The sequence below is a fragment of the Bradyrhizobium sp. 21 genome (assembly GCF_023073335.1).
Taxonomy (GTDB): domain Bacteria; phylum Pseudomonadota; class Alphaproteobacteria; order Rhizobiales; family Xanthobacteraceae; genus Bradyrhizobium.
The window spans coordinates 188,525-207,958 of sequence record NZ_JADPJG010000031.1 but is presented as its reverse complement, the minus strand read 5'-3'; the positions used below and the strand labels follow the sequence as shown (position 1 = coordinate 207,958).

16 protein-coding genes are annotated in these 19,434 nt (G+C 66.9%); 3 read left to right on the top strand and 13 right to left on the bottom strand.

Annotated elements, in window-relative coordinates; genetic code table 11:
* Positions 1-2 precede the first annotated feature (2 nt).
* The 3 genes from asnB to IVB31_RS24955 all read right to left on the bottom strand — a co-directional run bounded on the left by asnB (position 3) and on the right by IVB31_RS24955 (position 4,223).
* Positions 3-1,841 carry an asparagine synthase (glutamine-hydrolyzing) gene (gene asnB, locus IVB31_RS24965; RefSeq protein WP_247328982.1) on the bottom strand — a complete coding sequence of 613 codons (1,839 nt, stop codon included), beginning with the start codon at positions 1,839-1,841 and terminating at the stop codon, positions 3-5.
* A gap of 3 nt (positions 1,842-1,844) precedes the next feature.
* Positions 1,845-3,398, bottom strand: coding sequence for an oligosaccharide flippase family protein (locus IVB31_RS24960; RefSeq protein ID WP_247328980.1), 1,554 nt, complete (start codon positions 3,396-3,398; stop codon positions 1,845-1,847).
* A gap of 213 nt (positions 3,399-3,611) precedes the next feature.
* Positions 3,612-4,223: a hypothetical protein gene (locus tag IVB31_RS24955; RefSeq protein WP_247328978.1), complete on the bottom strand. Its 612-nt coding sequence runs from the start codon at positions 4,221-4,223 to the stop codon at positions 3,612-3,614.
* A gap of 391 nt (positions 4,224-4,614) precedes the next feature.
* Here IVB31_RS24955 and IVB31_RS24950 point away from each other — a divergent pair, with 391 nt between their 5' ends.
* Positions 4,615-8,163, top strand: a complete 3,549-nt coding sequence (locus IVB31_RS24950; protein ID WP_247328975.1) for an autotransporter domain-containing protein — start codon at positions 4,615-4,617, stop codon at positions 8,161-8,163.
* A 28-nt stretch (positions 8,164-8,191) separates the two neighbouring features.
* Here the strand turns inward: IVB31_RS24950 and gspM are convergent, their stop codons facing one another.
* The 9 genes from gspM to IVB31_RS24905 are packed head-to-tail and all read right to left on the bottom strand — an operon-like array spanning position 8,192 to position 15,688.
* Positions 8,192-8,773, bottom strand: a complete 582-nt coding sequence (gene gspM, locus IVB31_RS24945) for a type II secretion system protein GspM (protein ID WP_247328972.1) — start codon at positions 8,771-8,773, stop codon at positions 8,192-8,194.
* Positions 8,770-9,807 (bottom strand): PilN domain-containing protein, encoded by a 1,038-nt coding sequence (locus tag IVB31_RS24940; RefSeq protein ID WP_247328970.1) that lies wholly within the window; start codon positions 9,805-9,807, stop codon positions 8,770-8,772. The genes gspM and IVB31_RS24940 overlap by 4 nt, the downstream gene beginning before the upstream one ends.
* Position 9,808: 1 nt before the next feature.
* Positions 9,809-10,723 carry a type II secretion system protein GspK gene (locus IVB31_RS24935; RefSeq protein ID WP_247328968.1) on the bottom strand — a complete coding sequence of 305 codons (915 nt, stop codon included), beginning with the start codon at positions 10,721-10,723 and terminating at the stop codon, positions 9,809-9,811.
* On the bottom strand, positions 10,720-11,424 hold the full coding sequence (locus IVB31_RS24930) for a general secretion pathway protein GspJ (RefSeq protein WP_247328966.1): 705 nt from the start codon (positions 11,422-11,424) through the stop codon (positions 10,720-10,722). The genes IVB31_RS24935 and IVB31_RS24930 overlap by 4 nt, the downstream gene beginning before the upstream one ends.
* A 26-nt stretch (positions 11,425-11,450) precedes the next feature.
* The gene (locus IVB31_RS24925) at positions 11,451-11,846 is read right to left on the bottom strand and encodes a prepilin-type N-terminal cleavage/methylation domain-containing protein (protein WP_247328964.1); all 396 of its coding nucleotides are present in this window, start codon (positions 11,844-11,846) and stop codon (positions 11,451-11,453) included.
* On the bottom strand, positions 11,824-12,318 hold the full coding sequence (locus IVB31_RS24920) for a prepilin-type N-terminal cleavage/methylation domain-containing protein (RefSeq protein WP_247328962.1): 495 nt from the start codon (positions 12,316-12,318) through the stop codon (positions 11,824-11,826). Before IVB31_RS24920 ends, IVB31_RS24925 begins: the two co-directional genes overlap by 23 nt.
* Entirely contained in the window at positions 12,281-12,736 is a 456-nt protein-coding gene (gene gspG / locus IVB31_RS24915) for a type II secretion system major pseudopilin GspG (RefSeq protein WP_247328959.1), read from the bottom strand. The genes IVB31_RS24920 and gspG overlap by 38 nt, the downstream gene beginning before the upstream one ends.
* Positions 12,737-12,761: 25 nt before the next feature.
* A complete protein-coding gene (locus IVB31_RS24910) occupies positions 12,762-13,973 on the bottom strand; it encodes a type II secretion system F family protein (protein ID WP_247328955.1) in 1,212 nt (403 codons plus the stop codon).
* 5 nt (positions 13,974-13,978) lie between these two features.
* Complete coding sequence (locus IVB31_RS24905; protein ID WP_247328951.1) at positions 13,979-15,688, bottom strand: ATPase, T2SS/T4P/T4SS family; 1,710 nt, start codon at positions 15,686-15,688, stop codon at positions 13,979-13,981.
* 129 nt (positions 15,689-15,817) lie between these two features.
* Between IVB31_RS24905 and gspD the strand changes: the two genes are divergently transcribed.
* Together gspD and IVB31_RS24895 are read left to right on the top strand one after the other, a co-directional pair.
* Positions 15,818-18,202, top strand: a complete 2,385-nt coding sequence (gspD, locus tag IVB31_RS24900; protein WP_247328948.1) for a type II secretion system secretin GspD — start codon at positions 15,818-15,820, stop codon at positions 18,200-18,202.
* A 4-nt stretch (positions 18,203-18,206) separates the two neighbouring features.
* Complete coding sequence (locus IVB31_RS24895) at positions 18,207-18,803, top strand: A24 family peptidase (RefSeq protein WP_247328945.1); 597 nt, start codon at positions 18,207-18,209, stop codon at positions 18,801-18,803.
* Between the two features lie 17 nt (positions 18,804-18,820).
* Here IVB31_RS24895 and IVB31_RS24890 read toward each other — a convergent pair whose 3' ends face one another.
* Positions 18,821-19,384, bottom strand: a complete 564-nt coding sequence (locus tag IVB31_RS24890; RefSeq protein ID WP_247328943.1) for a tetratricopeptide repeat protein — start codon at positions 19,382-19,384, stop codon at positions 18,821-18,823.
* Between the last annotated feature and the right edge of the window lie 50 nt (positions 19,385-19,434).

Here is a 19,434-nt window from a genome sequence, read left to right as displayed (position 1 = left end):
GTTTACGCGTACCTCGCCAACATCCATTTCATGTTCAGATACGGCCAGATCCGCCCGACCGACTCCCAATCCCAGGACTTCGACGCCGTCAAGCGGCTGACCGCCGCGCGCAGGGCCGCTTCATCCACCAGTTCCGCAAACGCCGGCACGTTCCTGTCGAGCAGGTCGGCGGTCCAGCGCGCCAGCGGTCCGTTCAACCATTCCGGCATCGGCGAATTGAAGCCGACCTTGCGGCGCGCGGTGCGGATGGACTCGGGCATCAAATTGGCCATCGCCCGCCGGGCAACAGCCTTGGTATAGCCGTCTGCCGACTTGCTGCTTTCAGGAAGCGCCATCGTGTAGGTCACCAGGCGCCAATCCATAAACGGCATGCGGACTTCGACGCCGTGCGCCATCGATAAGCGGTCGAAGTTGCGCAGGATGGTGGGCAGCACCGTGCTGTGAAACATGCGATAGAGGCGCTTGTTCAGGCCACCCCATTCACGCGGCAGCACATCGTCCTCCGCCGTCAACGGCAGCGGGGCGGGAAGATCGCGCAGGCCGCCGCGCAGAAAATACACGCCCTTCCGCTTGAGCGCCAACGCACGCAGGACATCCACGCCGCGCCGGGCCAGCTTCGAACGTGAAGCGAGGTCTTCAGCCGCGTTCCGTATTCGAAATGCGCGCGCTTGTCCTTCCTGCAGATAGGCGCCCATCAACTCGTCGGCCCCGTGGCCGTCGAGTGACACCGTCACGTTGTTTCGCGTCAATTGCCGATAGAGCAGCCATATGGCGCTGGGCAACGCGATGTAGACGTCATCGAGATCGTCGAGAATCTGATCGAGGTCCGTCAGCGCATCGGCCTGTCCGATTTCCAGAAAAGAAGGCGCGACGTTGGCCCAGGCGGCCGCCTCCTCGGCCATCGGCCGCTCGTCGTTGGAGGCGCCGGGGAACGCGGCAACAAAGGCGTGACGCCATGCGGCGCTGTCGCGCGGCCCCATGCCTGCCTTCTCGTGCGCCGCCATGGCGCAAATCACCGCCGACGAATCGAAGCCTCCGGACAGGCACGTTCCGATCGGCACATCGCTGCGCATGCGCAGGGCCACGGCATCCTGGAACAGCTCGCGAAAGCGCGCGACGCGTTCGGCTTCGGTGGCCGGCACGGGTGGCAGATGATCCACTGTCCGCCACCAACGCCTGACGCTGACCTTGCCCTGGCGAAGCCACATGCAGTGGCCGCCCTGCAGGCGGCGAACCTGCCGGAACAGGGTCCGCTCGCTTCCTTCGATGCCGAAGGCATCGAGCAGCAACCGGCGTGCGACCTCCACGTCGACGGACGCATCGATCAGTCCGCTGCGCACCAGCGCCCGCTGCTCGGACGCGAAGATGAATCGTTCCGGCGACGCGGCATAGAGCAGCGGCTTGATGCCGAAGCGGTCGCGCGCAAGAAACAGTTCGCGGGTGCCGGTGTCGTAGATCGCCAAGGCCCACATGCCGTTGAAGCGGGGCAGCATGTCTTCCCGCCAGGCCTGCCAGGCGGCCAGGATCACTTCGGTATCGGATTGGCTGCGGAACACCGCGCCCTGGGCCTCGAGTTCGCGGCGAAGCTCGAGGAAGTTGTAGATCTCGCCATTGAACACGATCACGTGGCGGCCGTCCGCGGACACCATGGGCTGATAACCGCCCTCGCCGGGATCGATGATCGCCAGCCGACGGTGGCCGAATGCGAGGCTCCGGTCCGCGCTGAACCAGGTCCCCTCGCCGAACGGACCGCGATGCGCGACCAGGCTCGTCAGCCGCGAGATCTCGGCCGCTTCGACCGCATTGCCACCCAGATTAACGATACCTGCGATTCCGCACATGTCCTAGACAGCCTTGACGGGCAAGAAGCGACTGACGATCGAACGAATATCCTGCCAGCAGGCCCTTCGATACGGACCCAATTGCGAGGCGGCAACCGCGATCACGAAGATGATCGCTGCCGTCAGCGACGAGACAGCTCCCACCGACCACCAGGACGGCGCAAGCTGGAATGGCGCGTGGTCGAGACCCCAGCGCACCGCCAGCGCCGTCACGATCCCGATGCCAAGCGGCATCAGCACGCAATGCACGATACGCGACCACATGCCGGCGAGGTCAAAACTACGGCGCAACAGCAAGACAATGGCCGCCATCTGCGCGATCATGCCGGCGCATGCGCTCCAGCCCGCGGCCTCCCATCCGAAGCGTGGCAATGCGATCGCGCTGGTCACGAGCGTGACGACCCCCGTGATCAAGGCGATCCGCGCGTTGGAGCGTGACCGCCCGTGCGCCAGCAAGTAGAAGCCGAAGACATTCGCGCTCGATCCGAGGATTCCGGCAATCGACAGCACGACGAGGACCCGCGCAGCCTCTGCTGCGACCTCGGCGCCGGTCCAGACATGCAGCAGCGGTCCAGCCACGGGGATCAATCCGCCAAGAGCACTTGCGGCCAGGACGTTGAGAACCCACGACGATCGGAACAGCAGATCGACCTTGCGATCCTCGCTCTCCCCTTGCAGCGTGCTGAAGAAGGGAAACAGGATCTCGCCGACCTTCAGGATACCGATATAGGTCGCCTCCTGCAGGCGCTGCGCAACGCCGTAGAAACCGACGAACTGCGGCTGGAGCAGCGCGCCGAGCAGATATCGATCGGCCTGCCCCGCAAGCAGCGCACCGCCCTGTGCGGCAACTTGCCATCCGCCCATCCGAACCAGCTTGCCGAGCGCCTCGCGATGCAATGCCGGAGGCGCCAGCCACTTGCGCATCTGGCCGCTACACCAGGCCAGTGCCAGCAGCAGGCCGATCGCCAATCCCAGCGCCTGGCAACCCAGGAAGGTCGATGCGTAGGGCGCGGCGGGGATCAGGAGGAGCATCGAAAGAGTCGAGACCACGGTGCTGACGATGCCGATCGAGGCGATCCGGCGATAGTCCTGTCGCGCGGTGAACAACGAAACGAAGACGGCCGATACACACTGGCACAGCCAGCCCATACCGGCCAGCGCGAAGGCCAGCGCGAGATCGTCGGCGGCGGGACCCAACAGATGAAATCCGAGACGCGCAAGCGGAGCCCCGGCAACCAGAAGGAAAATGGCGATCGGGCCACCCGCGCCGACCGCGAGCATGACCGCGGTCGCGAACAGGCGTCGCGCATCGTCGCGGTCGGACGGCTCCAGCCGCTGTGCCAGCTCGCGTGCCGTCGACAGTCCGAGCGCGTTGCTGAACACCAGTGCCGGCGCAATGCATGCGGTGACAAGACCTGCGACGCCGAACGCAGCGAGGCCGAGGTGAGCGATCACGAAAGGCAGGATGGCCAGGTTCAGCACCACGGCCACCAGGAAGGCCGTCGCATTCCACGCAGAATTCCCCAGCAGATCGGGCGGTGTTTTTCTCAACCTCATGCCAGCCACCCGGCCATCACCTCAACAAGCCTTTGCCCCGCGCCGGTCAGGGTTCCCCCCAAGGCAGCGCGAATTCGGGCTAGCAGTCGGTTCACGGAATGTCGATAGCCGGCGGCGGCCGCAGCCGGCACGGTTCGACCGTTCTTTCGGGCTCGTCCGGAGGCTTTCCGGACAGATCACGGATGTGTGCGGCCCGATCCCGGAAAAGCACGCTCAGAGCCCATCCGACTCGCCGTTCTTGGGCGTCGAGCGCGGCACGAAAGGCGAGGACGGGTCGGTCAGGCCCGGCGTCGTCGGCCTTCCGCCGGCATCCGCGGGCGGGCCCGCGGGAGCAGCTGCGTCCGGCCGCTGGAGCGCCAGCACCTCGCTGCGCTCGCCCTGCTTGAAGGTCACCTCGCGCGGCTGCACGGAGGTCAGCGACCAGCCGCCGAGCGATTCGCCCTGCCGCAGGCGCACGACCTTCTGATCGGTGCGGTTGACGAGAATCGCGATGGCATCGCCCTCGCCCACCACGGCCCCGACCAGCAACAGCGGCGGCGGGGCCTCGACCGGCTTGGGGGGCGGTGCGGAGATATCCTCGACCGGCGATGCCGCGACCGCGCGCGGCGGCGGCCGGCGCATGGCCGAGAAGATCGGGCGCTCCTGGGTCGCGGTCAGGGCCGAGAGTGGCACCGACCACAGCGGATTGCCGCGAGGAGCGGGCTTGGTCGGAGCCGGCTGCGGTGGCCGCGCGATCGGGCGCATCGTTCCGACATCGACACTGTCGGCGGGGCTGCCCGCAGCATCGTCGGACAGGACATCGATGCGCGATGAGGTGGCGGCCATGGTCCCGGCGGGGCCCAGAACCACGCACAATACGGCCAGTCCTGTCGGCCTCAACCACCCGGACATCGACATTCCCCTGCGACCACCGTTCGCACGAAAAGACGGCGAGGCGTCCGCGCCAAACTAGTTCCGATCGTCAGCGCCATCAACCTAAAGCGTGCTGCCGAACCGAGAGCCATTTGCTCCGCAGATGTTGCAATGCATGAATATGTTGCCCGAGGGCCACGATGGTCGAAAATGCAAGGCGGAACAGGGCGGAACCCGACGCAGATGGATATCCGTTCATTGCGGCACGCTGCAACGCTATGAGATCATGGCGAAAGCGCCGGGCCTTGCCACGCGCCTCCGTTACCCGTTTGCGACGATTTCTTTGCTGATTTGAGAAGACCTGATGGCTGGACCGACAAAGGCTGGTGGGCGGAACGGATACGGGCTGCGATCGGTCCTGCGCCACTTCCTGACGACCCTGCTGGCGACAACAGCGCTCGGCGTCGTCGCCGCCCACGCCGCGAGCGGCACCTGGGTCGGCACCAGCGACTGGACGGACGGCACGAACTGGTCGTCCAACCCGATTGTGCCGGACGTAACCGCGACCTTCACGAACACCGGCAGCACGGCCGTCGACAACAACAACGGCGTCGTCGTCATCGGCACGATCAACTTCACGAGCATCGCGCAGGCCTACTCGGTCACGATCGGCAACCCGTTCATCATCAACGGGACGGGTATCATCAACGATTCCGGCAATGCGCAGAATTTCGAAGTCACCTCCGGCAACAATCTGGTGTTCCAGAACAGCAGTACCGCGCGCGGCGGCACCGGCGCCGGGGCCGTGACCATCACGAATGATCTCGGCGGCACCGTCAACTTCCTCCAGAACAGCACCGCGGGAACGGCGAGCCTCGTCAACAACAGCTTCGTCACGTTCGAGGATTCCAGCACTGCCGGCAGCGCCCTGATCACCAACAACGCCAACGGCCAGATTGATTTCTTCACCAGCGCTTCCGCAGGCAGCGCCACGATCAACAACCTGGCATCGGCGACGCTCAACTTCCACAACAACACAACCGCCGCCACGTCGACCATCACCAACGACGGAACGGTGACCTTCGACGCCTCCAGCACTGGCGGCAGCGCGCGATTCATCAACAATGCCGGAGGCACGGTCGATATTTCCGGCCTGACGAGCGGCGGGATGACGGCCGGCTCGATCGAAGGCGCGGGCAATTATATTCTCGGCGCCAACACGCTCACCACCGGCAGCCTCAACACCTCGACCCAGGTCGACGGCGTGATCTCGGGCAATGGCGGCGGGCTCACCAAGGTCGGCACCGGCACGATGACGCTGACCGGCACCAATACCTATACGGGCGCGACGACGATTTCGGCGGGCACGCTGGCGATTTCGGGCTTCGGCAGCATCTCTTCGTCCAGCGTCGTGACGGTCGATGCGACGCTCGACATCTCGGCATCCGCTGTCTCGTTCAACGCTATCACGACGCTCGCCGGCAATTCCTCCGGCGTCGTCAGCATGGGCGGCAACGGGCTCGTGATCACCAACGGCTCGACCGAATTCGCGGGCGTGATCCAGGGAACGGGCGGGTTTGAGGTTTTCGGAGGGACGCAAACGCTCTCGGGCGTGAACACCTACACCAACGCGACCCAGATCGATTCGGGTGCCACGCTGGCACTGAAGGGCAGCGGATCGATCGCGGGCTCGGCCTATGTCGCATTCAACAGCGGGGGCACGCTCGATATCTCGCAGACGACCAGCGGAACGTCCGTCGGCGGCCTGTATTCGCTCTTCCTGGGCACCGTGGCGCTGGGATCGAAGACGCTGACGATCACGAACGGCAACGTGTTTGCCGGCGTGATCCAGGACGGCGGTATCGGCGGCGGCACCGGCGGCAATCTCGTCATCGCCAATGGCACCTTGCAGCAGCTCGCCGGCATCAACACCTATACTGGCACCACCACAATCGACACCGGCGGCGAACTCGATCTTTCTTCCGTCGGTGGCGGCGATGGTAGCATTGCGACGTCCAGCAAGGTCATCGCAAACGGCACCTTCGACATTACGAATCTCCTGTTCAGTACCGGCACGTCGATCAAATCGCTGTCCGGTTCCGGCTTGGTCAATCTCGGCACCAAGACGCTGACCATCACCGCCGCCAACGACACCTTTGCCGGCGTCATCGACGATGCAGGCGCGGGCGGCGGCCTGACGGTGACCGGCGGCAGGCAGACACTGACCGGCGCCAACACCTATACCGGCGCCACCAACGTGAACGGCGGCACGCTGGTGGTCGACGGCTCGATCGTGAGCGCGACCACGGTCAACACCGGCGGCACGCTCGCCGGCAGCGGCACGGTCGCCGGCGTCGCGGTCAATGGCGGTACGCTCGCCCCGGGCAGCACGGCGACGCCGTTCGGCCCGCTGACGGTCAACGGACCCCTGACCTTCACCGCCGCCTCGACCTATCTGGTGCAGGTCTCCCCGACCAATGCCAGCCTCACCAATGTCACCGGCGCAGCCACGCTCGGCAACGCGACCGTGAGCGCGATGTTCACCTCGGGTACGGTCAAGAAGCAGTACACGATCCTGTCTGCGGCCGGCGGTCTCGGCGCCACCACCTTCAACGCAGCCGTCGTCTCCAACATGCCGACGATCAACGCCACGCTGAGCTACGACCCCAACAACGTGTTCCTCAACGTCAACGTCAATTTCGCGCAGGCGGGCGGCCTCAACGTCAACCAGCAGAACGTCGCGAACACGCTGACCAACTTCTTCAACACCACCGGCGGCATTCCCGCAGCCTTTGCCGCGCTGTCGCCGGCGGGGCTGACGACCGCCTCGGGCGAGCTCGGCACCGGCATCATCCAGTCGGCGATCAACGCCGACGGCCAGTTCCTGAACTTGATGCTCGACCCGACCGTCATCGGACGCTCGGGCGGCTTCGCCAAGGCGGGCAGCGTCGCGCAATTCGCCGAGAGCGACGACGCGGCCGCCTATGCGTCCATGCGCCCGGCCAACGCACGCGAGCGCGAGGCCTATGCGATGGCGACCAAGGCGCCGCTGCTCTCCTCGCAGCCGGCCAACCGCTGGAGCGTCTGGGCGGCCGGTTATGGCGGCGCTGCCAATGTCGGCGGCAATGCGCTGGTCGGCTCGCAGGACCTGACCGCAAGCGTCTGGGGCGGCGCGGCCGGCGCCGACTACAGGATCTCGGTGGACACGCTGGTCGGCTTCGCGCTCGGTGGCGGTGGACTGAGCTACTCGCTCGCCAACGCGATGGGCTCGGGCTCGGCCGATCTGTTCCAGGCCGGCGTCTATGGCCGGCACAATTTCGGCCCGGCCTATATCTCGGCCGCGCTCGCCTATGGCTGGCACGACGTCACCACCAGACGCACCGTGGCGCCGGTCGGCTTTGACCAGCTGCAGGGCCGCTTCAAGGCCGACACCTTCTCGGCCCGCTTCGAGGGCGGCTACCGCTTCGCGACGCCGCTGCTCGGCATCACGCCTTACGCGGCGGCGCAGGTGACGAACGTCAACCTGCCCAACTACTCCGAAATCAGCCTCAATGGCGGCGGCCTGTTCGCACTGAACTACGCCTCGCAATCGCTGACCGACACCCGCTCCGAGCTCGGCCTGCGCACCGACAAATCGTACGCGATGCAGAACGGCGTGCTGACGCTGCGCGGCCGCGCCGCCTGGGCCCACGACTACAATCCGGGCCGCGCGGTCACCGCGCTGTTCCAGACCCTGCCGGGCACCAGCTTCGTCGTCAACGGCGCCCGGGTCGATGCCGACTCCGCGCTTCTCAGCGCCAGCGCCGAGATGAAATGGCTGAGCGGCTTCTCGATCGCCGGCACCTTCGACGGCGAGTTCTCCGGCAACGTCGCCAGCTATTCCGGCAAGGGCGTGTTCAAGTACGCTTGGTGAGCCGACTTAGTGAGCTGACGAGGTAGCCCTACTTCCCCGCCTGCCATTGGCCGGAGACGCCCAAAATCACCCTGACCCGGCCGGCGCCGGCATCGCTCAGCGCCGTGGTCTGCGGCACCTGGACGTCGAGCTGGTCGATGAACAGAAATGGCATGCCGGCTTCGAGATCGTAGAGCAGCTTCTGGAGCGCGGGCTGCTCCAGCTCGCAGCTGACGACGAGGCCGACGAAACCGTCCTTGGTCTGCGCGCCTGTTACGTCGACCTGCGAGGATTGGACCGAGCCGCCGACATCACTCACCGCGGCGGCAACCCGCTGCAACAGATTGGCGCCCGCCACCGTCACGGTCGGCCCTTCCAGGAACGGCGTGCCGGGATGCTCGGCCGATAGAGCCGCGGCGCTCTTGGCGCCGCTCTTGCGGCCGCGCAGCTGGTCGAGCAGGTCGGAGGTCTGCGCCAGCGCCTGGCGGTGGGCGATGACGTCGGCGATCGACAGCCCCGCCATCAGCAACAGCCCGCCTGCGACGGCGAGATAGAGCGTGACCGCGATCAGCGGCGAGCCGGAGAGTGCCCGCCCAACCGCATTTCCGTTTGCGACCTTGGCGATGCTCATGGCGCATTCCTCGGTTCGATCTGCGCCTCGATGTGGAAGCGTTCGCCGGGATCGGACGGGCTCCGCGTCGTCGGGGCATAGAAGGTCGCGCGGGTGAAATGCTGGGACTGCTCGATCAACGGGATCAGCGAGGGCGCATCGCGGGTGATGCCGCCGATCTGGACCTTGTTGCCGGCCAGATGCAGCTCGGTGACATAGGTGTGGTCCGGCAACAGCCGGCTCAGCGCTTCCAGCACGATCACGCTCGCCGGCGTCTCGTACTTGCGGCGCTCGAGCAGCGCGAGCGGCGAGCGCTCGCCGCCGTCGCTGCCGCGAAGCGCGGCGCGCCGCTGGGTGATCTGCCGTTCGAGCTCGCTCTCCTGCCCGCTGAGGCTGTCGGCCAGGTAGCTTGCCGCGACTGATCCGATCACCGCTGCGACCGCAGCGAGAGCCAGCACCGCCTGCAACATCCGGCTCAGCCGCACCGGGTCGATCGCGCCGCGCGATCTTTGCTCGAACACTTTGATGCGCCCGTTCTCGGGCGTCTCCGTCACGATCGCAATCGCGGTCGGATGGAAGGGCGACACCGCCTCGACATAGCTCATCGCCAGCCTGCGCGGTGCCGCCGCGATCTCCGTGGAGATGCTCTCGCTGCCATGCGCCACCGGAACGCTGCAACCGAATACGGCTTCACTCGCGCTCCAGGGCGTCAGCCGGTCGATCTGCGCCCGCACGATGCCGTCGAGGAAATCGGCCGCGCGCGCCGGCAGCTCCAGTGGACGGAACAGGAAACGTGTCGACCGCAGCACGATCTCGATGCGGCTGCCGCGGACGATCTGCGCGAGATCGGCACCAATGAACTTGCCGTCCTCGAATGCGATTTCCTTCGGGACGTTCTCCGACTTCGCCGCGTCCAGCGCGAACACACCGCTCTCGGCCTCGACCAGCCGCACCACGCGCGGCGATACCATCCGCTCCAGGCCGGCAACGACCGTGCCGGCCACGGTGCCGGTCCATGCATCGACAATGGCGCGAAGGGAACTGAGCGAACTCATCTCACAGAGACTTTCCGGCGGAGCCGTCGTAGGCGTTGTGCCACGACAATACACGATACGGCTCATCGCCGCTTTCGAGAAGCAGGATGACGATCTCGGCCGAGCTCCGCCGATGCGACGGCACCTCGGCCGCGACCGTCAGCCGGTACGCCTTCGAGCTCTCGACCGTCGCGTTGGTGCTGCCGGCGAGCCCGATCAGGGATTTCGGATCGATGTTGGGATCGGCGCGGTCGCGCAGCACCTGTTGCAGCCTCTCGGGCGTCATGCCCGGCAGTGCCGCCACCACCTGCGGCGCGGCGTCGAGCACGTTCACGGTCCGCATGTTGCTGAACACGGTGACGAAGGGCAACGCGCGTTCCACGACGGCGGCCGGAATGCCGCGCACCAGCCAGAGCTCGTCGCTGTGCGGAAACGGCGCGTGGCGCGGCAGATAGGACGCGCCGAGCGTGCGGTAGTAGGAATCCTCCGGATTGTCCTGGCCGGGCTCCGTCGACGAGCGCCAGGCGAGGATCCGGTCGGCATAAACCGGCGCGTCCGCCGCCGGGACGCCGAGCGCCAGCATCAGCCCTGCGAGCATCGGCTTCGGCGCCATGTTGAGATCGACGCGCGCGGCCTCCGACCGGAAGGTAACGCTGACACGTCCGGCGCCGACGCGGGCATTGAAGGTGCCGCTGGTCGGACGCGTGGCCTCGTTTCGCGCCGTCAACCGGTAGGCCGCGAGCTCGAGCCCGGCGTTCACCAGGGCGTCCGCCTGCAACCGGTCGGCGTTGACGGCGACCGTGACCGCGGTGTTGGTGACATAAGTCATGTAGATCAGCGCGAGCGCGGCCAGCGCCGCCAGCATCCAGAGCACCACGACCACGATGAAGCCGCGGCCGTCACGAAGGCTCGCACGGTCGCGCCTCGCTCCGCTCACAGCTGCTGCTCTTCTTTGTCCGCCTGTTGCGGCCGGGTGCGCGCCGTCACGCAGGTCGCCGGATTCTTGGCCCGCGCACATTCGGCCGGGGCCGTGATGTGCGGGGTCACCGCGCCTGAGACCGAGAGGACCTGGCCGGTGGCGCTGTTGCGCACGGTGATGCGAATGCGATCCGGCAGCTGCGCCTGGCCGCGCCAGGTCGGCTGCCACTGACCATCCGGCCCGGCATAGGTGAAGCTCACGCGGAACGGCGCGCGGATCAGCACCACCTGGTCGACGAAGCGGATCTGGCCGTCGGTCGGCATCGGCTGGAACGGCGCGCGCTCGCGCACCAGAGCGAGCCCCTGCGCGTCGGCCTTCTCGACCAGGCGGACGAATTCGAGCCCTGGGCGCACGCTCGGGCCGAGCGCCGTGCGCAGGAAGGTCACCGACAATTCGGCGCCGTCGAACAGCGGCACCTTGGCGTCGCCGTTGACCGTCATCTGCTCGGCGACCGACAGGTCGGCGACGATGCGGTCGAGGCCGGTCGCGAGACGTTCGGCCCGCTGCACGCGCGCGATGCCGCGATTCCAGTTCGGCAGCCATTGCGCGGTCACGGTCGCCAGCGCCGCCAGGATGACGGTCATCAGCAGCGTCGCGAGCAACACTTCGAGCAGGGTGAAGCCTGCTTCGTCGGCCAGCGCGCGGCTCAAGCGCTTCATTGCCAGGCCCTTCACTGCGAAGCCCTTCACTGCGCAGCCCTCGGCACCAGCTTCACCGTGGTGATCTGGATCGCGCTGCCGTCGGCGCGCTGCAGCCGCAGATTGACGGCCAGCGGCACGAAGCGGTCGGTGGCGGGATCGCCGCCCGCCACGTTCATCGGCGCGACGTCGACGCGCCAGCGGCTGCCAGCCAGTTCGCCGGTCTGCCGGCCGGGTTTCAGCAAGGAACGCGCCGGCAGGTCCGCAAGCAGGGTCTCGGCCGTGCCGGCGAGGGCCAGATGCTGGTCGATCGCACGCGTGCCTTTCACCGTCGTGGCGATGACCGAGCCGATCGCCCCGAGCACGACCGCGATGATCGCGAGCGCGACCAGCGCCTCGATCAGGGTGAAGCCGGCGGCGTCAGAGCAGCTTCTGCGGGACAATCTCGATGCCTCCGGTCAACCAGTTGACGCGCACCTCATAGCCCATGCCCGGGCGCGCCAGCGCGATCACGCCGCCGCACGACATGCCCGACGGAAAGAAATCGATCGACCGCCCTGTCGCGCGTTCGGCGCAGCGCGAGGCCAGCATCGCCTGCACGACCACGTCGCCCGGCAGGCGGATGGTCCGCCCGGTGACGCCGGAACGGACCGCGCGCGCCTCCGCATCCACCTGGGTCGTCACCCTGACCTCCCGGCGCAACGCCGCGTTGCGGTCGGCCTTCAGCAGCGCGGCGATCTCGACCGCGTAGCTTTCCAACTTGGCCCGCGTCGTCGTCCGCGGAACCGCCGGCAGGATGATCGCCGCGAGCAGGCCGATGATCGCGAGCACGCACAGGATCTCGATCAGCGCGAAACCGCGCGCATCGCGGATGCCGTCAGCGCGCGCCGCTGACAATGTCGGCTGCCGTTCCACTGCCGCCTTCCTGACCGTCCGATCCGAGCGAGATGATCTCGTAGGGTGTGCTCGCGCCTGGCGAGCGATAGACATAGACGTGTCCCCAGGGATCGCTGGGCACCAGGCCGCCGCGCAAATAAGGCCCGTTCCAGCCGGCTTGGCTGGTATTGCGGGTCAGCGCCGCAAGCCCCTCGTTGGAGGTCGGATAGCGCCCGAGATCGAGATAATAGAGATCCAGCGCGCTGGAAAAACTCTCGATCTGGATCTTCGCCGCCTTCGCCTTGGACTCGCTGAGATAGTTCAGGACCCGCGGGCCGACCAGCGCCATGATCATCCCGATGATGGTGATGACGACCAGCATCTCGACGAGGGTGAAGCCCGCCTCCCCACGGCCTGCGCGCCGCCGGCCACGCCTTGCGGATGGTTGTTTGGTCACTTCAAGCCTCTCCCCATTACCTGTCTTAACCGACAATCTGGCTCACCGACATCAGCGCCGTCATCACCGACGTGATCAGGCCGCCGACCACCAGCGAGATCGCGATGATCGCCGCCGGTCCCGCGATGCCGACGGCACGGTCCAGCGTGCGCTGCAACTTGACCTCGTAGAATTCGGCGACCCGTCCGGACAGCATCGGCAATTGTCCGGTCTCGTCGCCGAGCCGCAGCATGCGCACCGCCATCGCTGGCAGCGCCTCGGTCTCGGCGAGCGCGTCCGAGAGCTTCGAGCCGTGGCGGACACGGTCGGCGGCATCGCTCCAGACCGCGGACGGGCCGGTCGTTGCCATCATGTCGATCAGGATGCGCAGCGTGGTGGTGAGATTGACGCCGCTGCCGAGCAGCAGACCGAGATTACGGCAGAACAGCGCGGTGCGGTACGCGCGCATCACGTTGCGGATCGCCGGCAGCCGCGTGATCGCATTGGTGAGGCCGCGGCGGACGCGCTGCTGCCGCAGCAAAAGCCACGCTGCGGCGATGATGGCCGCAAGCCCGGCCAGCACCGCATCGGAATTGCCGCGCAGGAAGCTCGAAATGTTGAGGAAGATTCCGACGATCGGATCGACCTTGGCGCCGAAATCCTGCAACACGCTGGCGAACTGCGGCAGCACGAAAGTGAGGAAGAACAGCAGCACGCAGCCGGCCGCGCCGAGCACGAACAGCGGGTAGCGGATCGCATCCGACAGCCGGCGCCGCAAGGCCTCGCTGCGCGCGCGTTCGCCGGCCAGCACTTCCAGAACCTGGTCCAGCGAGCCCGAGGCCTCGCCGACCCGCACCAGCGCGATATACATCGGCGGAAACAGCCCTTCGTGCCGCGCCAGCGCCTCGGCAAAGCTCTCGCCCGCGACCACGCGCGAACGGATGTCGGCAACGACCGGGCGCAGCCGGCCGAAATCGGGGTCGGCCGCGAGCAGCTCCAATCCGTCGTTGATGCGCGCGCCGGCGCGCAGCAGCAGCGCGAGATCGCGCGTGAAGATGGTGATGTCTTCCGGCTTCGGCCTGTTGAAGAGGCTCAACACGCTGCCGGTCCCGCCACCCTCCTCCGGCGTGACGTTGTCGACCAGCACCAGGCCAAGCCGCTCGATACGCAGCGCGACGTCGCCGGGCGCGGGCGCGGCGATGGCGCCGGAGACCAGTTCGCCGTTGGCATTGAGCGCGCGGTAGCGATAATTCGGCATGATTTCTAGCGCACCGTCGTGACGCGGAAGACCTCGGGCACCGTCGTCATTCCCGCCCGGCATTTGGCGACGGCATCCTCCAGCATCGTCGTCATGCCGCCGCGCATCGCGGCGGCATCGATCGAGTGGGAGTCGGTCTGCGGGCCGATCAGCGTGCGCACCTCGTCGGACATTTCGAGGATCTCGAACACGCCGTTGCGGCCGCGATAGCCGGTGCCGCCACAGCGTTCGCAGCCGCCGGCCTCGTGCACGACCTCGCCGCACCTGAAACCGATCACCGCGAAGCGGGGGTCCCTGGCGAGATCGGCCTCGGTCAGCGCGTGCGGCACCTTGCAACGGTCGCAGAGCACGCGCACCAGGCGTTGCGCCACCACGGCGCGCAGCGTGGACTTCAGCAAAAATCCCTCGATGCCGAGATCAATCAGGCGCGGCACGGCAGCCGCCGCGGTCTCGGTGTGCAGCGTCGTCAGCACGAGATGGCCGGTCAGCGCCGCATGAATTGCGATATGCGCGGTCTCGGCGTCGCGGACCTCGCCGACCATGATCACGTCGGGGTCCTGGCGCACGAAGGCGCGCATCGCCGAGGCAAATGTCAGGCCGATCGACGGCTTGACCTGGGACTGGTTGATGCCGGCGATTTCGTACTCGACGGGATCCTCGATGGTCAGGATTTTGCGCGTCGGCTCGTTGAGGATCGACAGCATGGTCGCAAGCGTCGTGGTCTTGCCGCTGCCGGTCGGGCCGGTGACCACGATCATGCCGTGCGGCATGGCGAGCAGCCGCGTCATCGCGCTCTCGTCGCGCGTGCCAAGCCCGAGCTTGCTCATCTCCAGCAGGCCGCGGTCGCGCGGCAACAGGCGGATGACGGCACTCTCGCCATGCTGCGTCGGCATGGTCGCGACGCGGACGTCGAGCTCGCTTCGCCCGACCCGCACGCGCGCCGCGCCGTCCTGCGGCAGGCGCCGCTCGGCGATGTTGAGGCTGGCGAGAATCTTGATGCGCGAGATCAGCGCCTGAGGCGGGATGCCGTGCGGCGACGGCAGCGCGCGCAGCAAACCGTCGACGCGCGTGCGCACCACGAGTCCGGCGCGGAACGGTTCGACGTGAATGTCGCTGGCACGCAAGTCCACCGCGCGCTCCAGGAGATCGTTGAGCGCGCGCACCACCGGCGCGCCGCTGGCGAGATCGCGCAGGCTCTCGATGTCGTCGTCGGACTGCTGCGCAACGCTCCTGCCGCTTCGATCGGCATTTGCGTCGTCGGCCTCGGCCCGTTGATCGAGGACCGTGGTAATATCCTCATATGACGCCACGACGACGTCCACCGGCGTTCCGAACACGATTTCGGCGGCGCGAATGGCCGCCGTGTCGGAGGGGTCCGCAACAGCCAGCCGAAAAAAATCATTCGACGCACTGAAAGGGAAGATGGTGGATTCGCGCAGAAAGCGGCGCGAAAAACCGTCGAGGCGAGGCGTCACCGCAAGCAGCTGCGGAAGGCTCAGCCGCGGCAGGCCGAAATGATCGGACACTTCGTCGGCGAATTCGGCTGCGGAAAGATCCGTGGCCTCCCACAATTCGCGTAAGGGGCGCGTGATGGCGGGATTGGCTGATTTGTCGACATGAGCTTGGGCATGGGCATGGGCCCGCGGCGGCAGCGAATATTTTTCCAGGAGGTGCTGCCGGAAGCTATCTGCGGAGCGGTCGCGCATCGCATTCACAGCATTGACCTTGTTACCTGAATGCAACAACTTCGGCGGGCCACGAAGGCCCTTTGCCCTTGACTTATTTCTTAGCAAAAACATAATCGTGGCGCAAATTATTGCGCGTCCGAACCAAGGGGGGATCGGATGCATATTTCTGTCACACTCAGAGTTGGTGGGCGTATCTTGTTTGAAGTGGTCCAGCCGCTCTTGCAGCTCCGCTCAGCGTTGACTGGAACGCTCGTTCTGTTGTCGTCCGCCTTCCTGCTCACGGCCTGCATCGTCACGGCCGACCAGTCGGTCGAGGCGGACCCCAGGGATCCGCGTGCGCAGGACATCGCCGACAAGGTCCGCTCCCTCGATCTTCAGCCGCGACAACCCGCCGATACCGGGGCAAGCGGCATTGCCCAGTCGAAATCGTCGAAGCCCGCGATCTATCTCAGCGATGGTGCAACGCCGCAAGGCGGCGCGATGGCCGAGCGCGACGATGCCGGCGGCAGCGGTTACGACCTCAATTTCGAGAACGCGCCGGTCGCCACCGTCGCAAAGGTCATCCTTGGTGACGTACTCAACGTCGGCTACACGATTGACCCCCGCGTGCAGGGAACCGTTACGCTCGCCTCGGTGCGCCCGGTGCCCAAGGCGGACGCGCTCTACGTGCTGGAGAACGCGCTGCGCATGTCCGGCGTGGCGCTGGTGCGCGACCGCACCGGCTACCGCCTGCTGCCGGCGCCGGAAGCCGGTCCCGGCGGCATCGATCGCTCCACCAATGCCGCAGCCGGCCAGGGCATCACGGTGGTGCCGCTGCGCTATGTCTCGGCCCAGAACATCTTCAAGCTGCTCGATGCCTTCGGCGTGAAGGCCTCGACCATGCGTCCCGACAGTGCCCGCAACACGCTGATCGTCAGCGGCAGCGGAACCGACCGGGCGACCGCGGTCGACACCATCCTCTCCTTCGACGCCGACTGGATGCGCGGACAATCGGTCGGCATCTTCCCGGTGCACAACTCCACGCCCGAGCCGCTCATCTCCGAGATGGAAAAGATCATGGATTCGGGCGAAGGCGGCCTGAGCCAGAGCGTGGTCAAGTTCCAGCCGATCGGCCGCCTCAACGCGATCCTGGTCGTCAGCCAGAAGCCGGAGTTTCTCAAGCGCGCGCAGGTGTGGATCGCGCGGCTCGACCGCTCCGACACGGACGGCGTGAACCTGAAATCCTATCCGCTGCGCTATGGCAATTCCAAAGCGGTGGTGGCGCTGTTGAACGAGATACTGTTCAGCCAGAGCGCGACCAGCAGCTCCTCGCTCGACAATTCCGCGAGCCAGATTTCGCCCGGCTCGGGCCTCGCGACGTCCTCCTCCGGAGCCAATCCGGTGGCCTCGCTCAGCGCGCTTCCGACCGCGGCCGCTGGCGCCGCTACGCCCGTCACCGGTGCTCCCGGCTCTCCGCTCGGCGCGCGCCCCGCTCCTGCGGCCATCGGCGCGCCCGCCCAGGACAACGGCTCCGGCTCGCTGCTTGGCTCGGGCGCGAAACCTGCCACCAATGCGATCCTCCAGAACGTGCGGATCACCGCCGACGTCACCAACAACGCGGTTCTGGTCTATGCCAACGCGGAATCGCAACGCGTCGTCGAGCAGACGATCCGGCAGATCGACCGGCCGCAGCGCCAGATCGCGATCGAAGCGACGATCGCCGAGGTGACGCTGAACGACCAGTTGAACTACGGCGTGCAATTCTTCCTTGCCAGCAAGCAGGGCTCGATCTCGAACACCATTTCGGGCATCAGCAATTCGAGCACGATCGGCAGCAATATCGAGGGAACGAGCAACGCCGTCAACGCCGCGGCCGGCGCCCTGCTCGGCCGGGCACTGCCGGGCTTCAACTTCCTGATCGGCGCCGAGAACTCGCCGCGCGTCGTGCTCGATGCGCTGCACGGCGTCACCAATGTCAAGGTGCTGTCGAACCCGTCGCTGGTGGTGCTGGACAACCAGGCGGCGACCCTTCAGGTCGGCGACCAGGTGCCGTTCTCGACCGGCACCGCGACCGTGCTGACCGCCAACAACACCGTCGTCAACACCATCGACTACAAGAACACCGGCATCATCCTGCGCGTGCTGCCGCGCGCCAACGCCAACGGCAATGTGGTGCTCGACATCGAGCAGGAAATCTCGAGCGTCGCCGCCGGCAGCGCCAACTCGCTGACGCCGACGATCTCGCAGCGCAAGGTCAAGAGCTCGATCGCGGTGACGAGCGGGCAAACCGTGCTGCTCGCCGGCCTGATCAGCGAGACCGAGAACAGGCAGCGCCAGGGCCTTCCGATTCTGGATTCCATCCCCGGCGTGGGCGACGCCTTCTCGCATCAGACCACCGCGCGTGCCCGCACCGAGCTGATCCTGTTCATTCGCCCGACCGTCATCAAGGACGGCGTCGATGCGCATGTCATCGCCGAGGAGATGCGCAGCAAGATGAACAGCCGCCTCGTTGGAACCAGCAATCCCGTCATCACCGTGAGCCCGCCCAAGGCGGCGCGCTGACGGCGTGACGGATCCGGCCGCGAATGACGGGGCGGGCCCTCCGCTCGCGCTCAGCCTCGCGCTGCTGCTGGGGGTGTTCGCAAGCCTCGTCACCGCGCCGGGCGCGGAAGGCCTGTACGGTGCGTTCCTCGCCGCCCTGATGCTTGCGGTCGCGACCAACGATGCCCGCCACTACCGCATTCCGAACGAGCTGACGGCGGCGGCCTTCGCGCTCGCCCTGCTCCGCGCCGGCGGGTTCGCACAGGAGACAGGCGTCGAGGCGATGCTCTGGGCGGTCGTCCGCGCCGGCTCTGTCGCAGCCCCGCTCCTGCTGTTGATGCTGCTCTACCGGCGCTGGCGTGGCCGCGATGGGCTCGGGCTCGGCGACGTCAAGCTCGCCGCGGTCTGCGGCGCCTGGCTCGATCTCGCGACGGTGGCCGCGGTGATCGAGCTTGCAGCGCTGCTCGCGATCGGCGCCTATGTCGCCAATGCAGCGCTGCGAAGAGAGCGGCTCCGCGCCACGGCATTCCTGCCGTTCGGTCTATTCCTGGCGCCGGCGATCTGGATCGGCTGGTTGGGCGAGAGCTGGTATACGAACTGGCTCGGCGGCTGGCCGGGCTGAGATGATAGGCCGGGCGATCAGTGCTCGCGGCTCGGAGCCCATTCCAGCGCCCGCAGGCGGGCTTGGGCGATCTCTCCGCGCGTCATCTTGGTGGTGACGGCATCGCGGATCCGGGCTCGCGCCTCGCGCGCCGGCCGCGGCGCTGCGGCCGTGGACAGATTGAGCCATTTCGAGGCTTCGACGATGTCCTGCGGCACGCCCTGGCCGCGGTCGTAGAGCAGGCCCAGGGAATATTGGGCGCGGCTGTCGCCCTGCTCGGCTGCTCGCCGGTACCACATCGCGGCTTCCGTGTAATTCTGCGGCATGCCGCGGCCGGTCTCGAACAGGAAGCCGAGATAGGACTGCGCCGGCGCATTGCCGCGCTCCGCGAGCGGAATGAAGATGCGGGAGGCCGTCACATAGTCCTGGCGCTGGAACGCGGAGACTCCCTGGCGGAGCGACTGGGCATGGGCCGGGATGGCGGGCGTCAGCGTCACGAGCATCACGAGAATGACGGTGCACCATCCCGCCCGTCGCGAAAAGCCGCTTGCCCGCGGCACCTCGCGGCAATACCCCGGATCCTGGCTGTCGAGGGTCTGCATCCCATCCGCTCTCCTTGCTTGGGCTGCCAGATTAGTCGGTGGCTATCCCA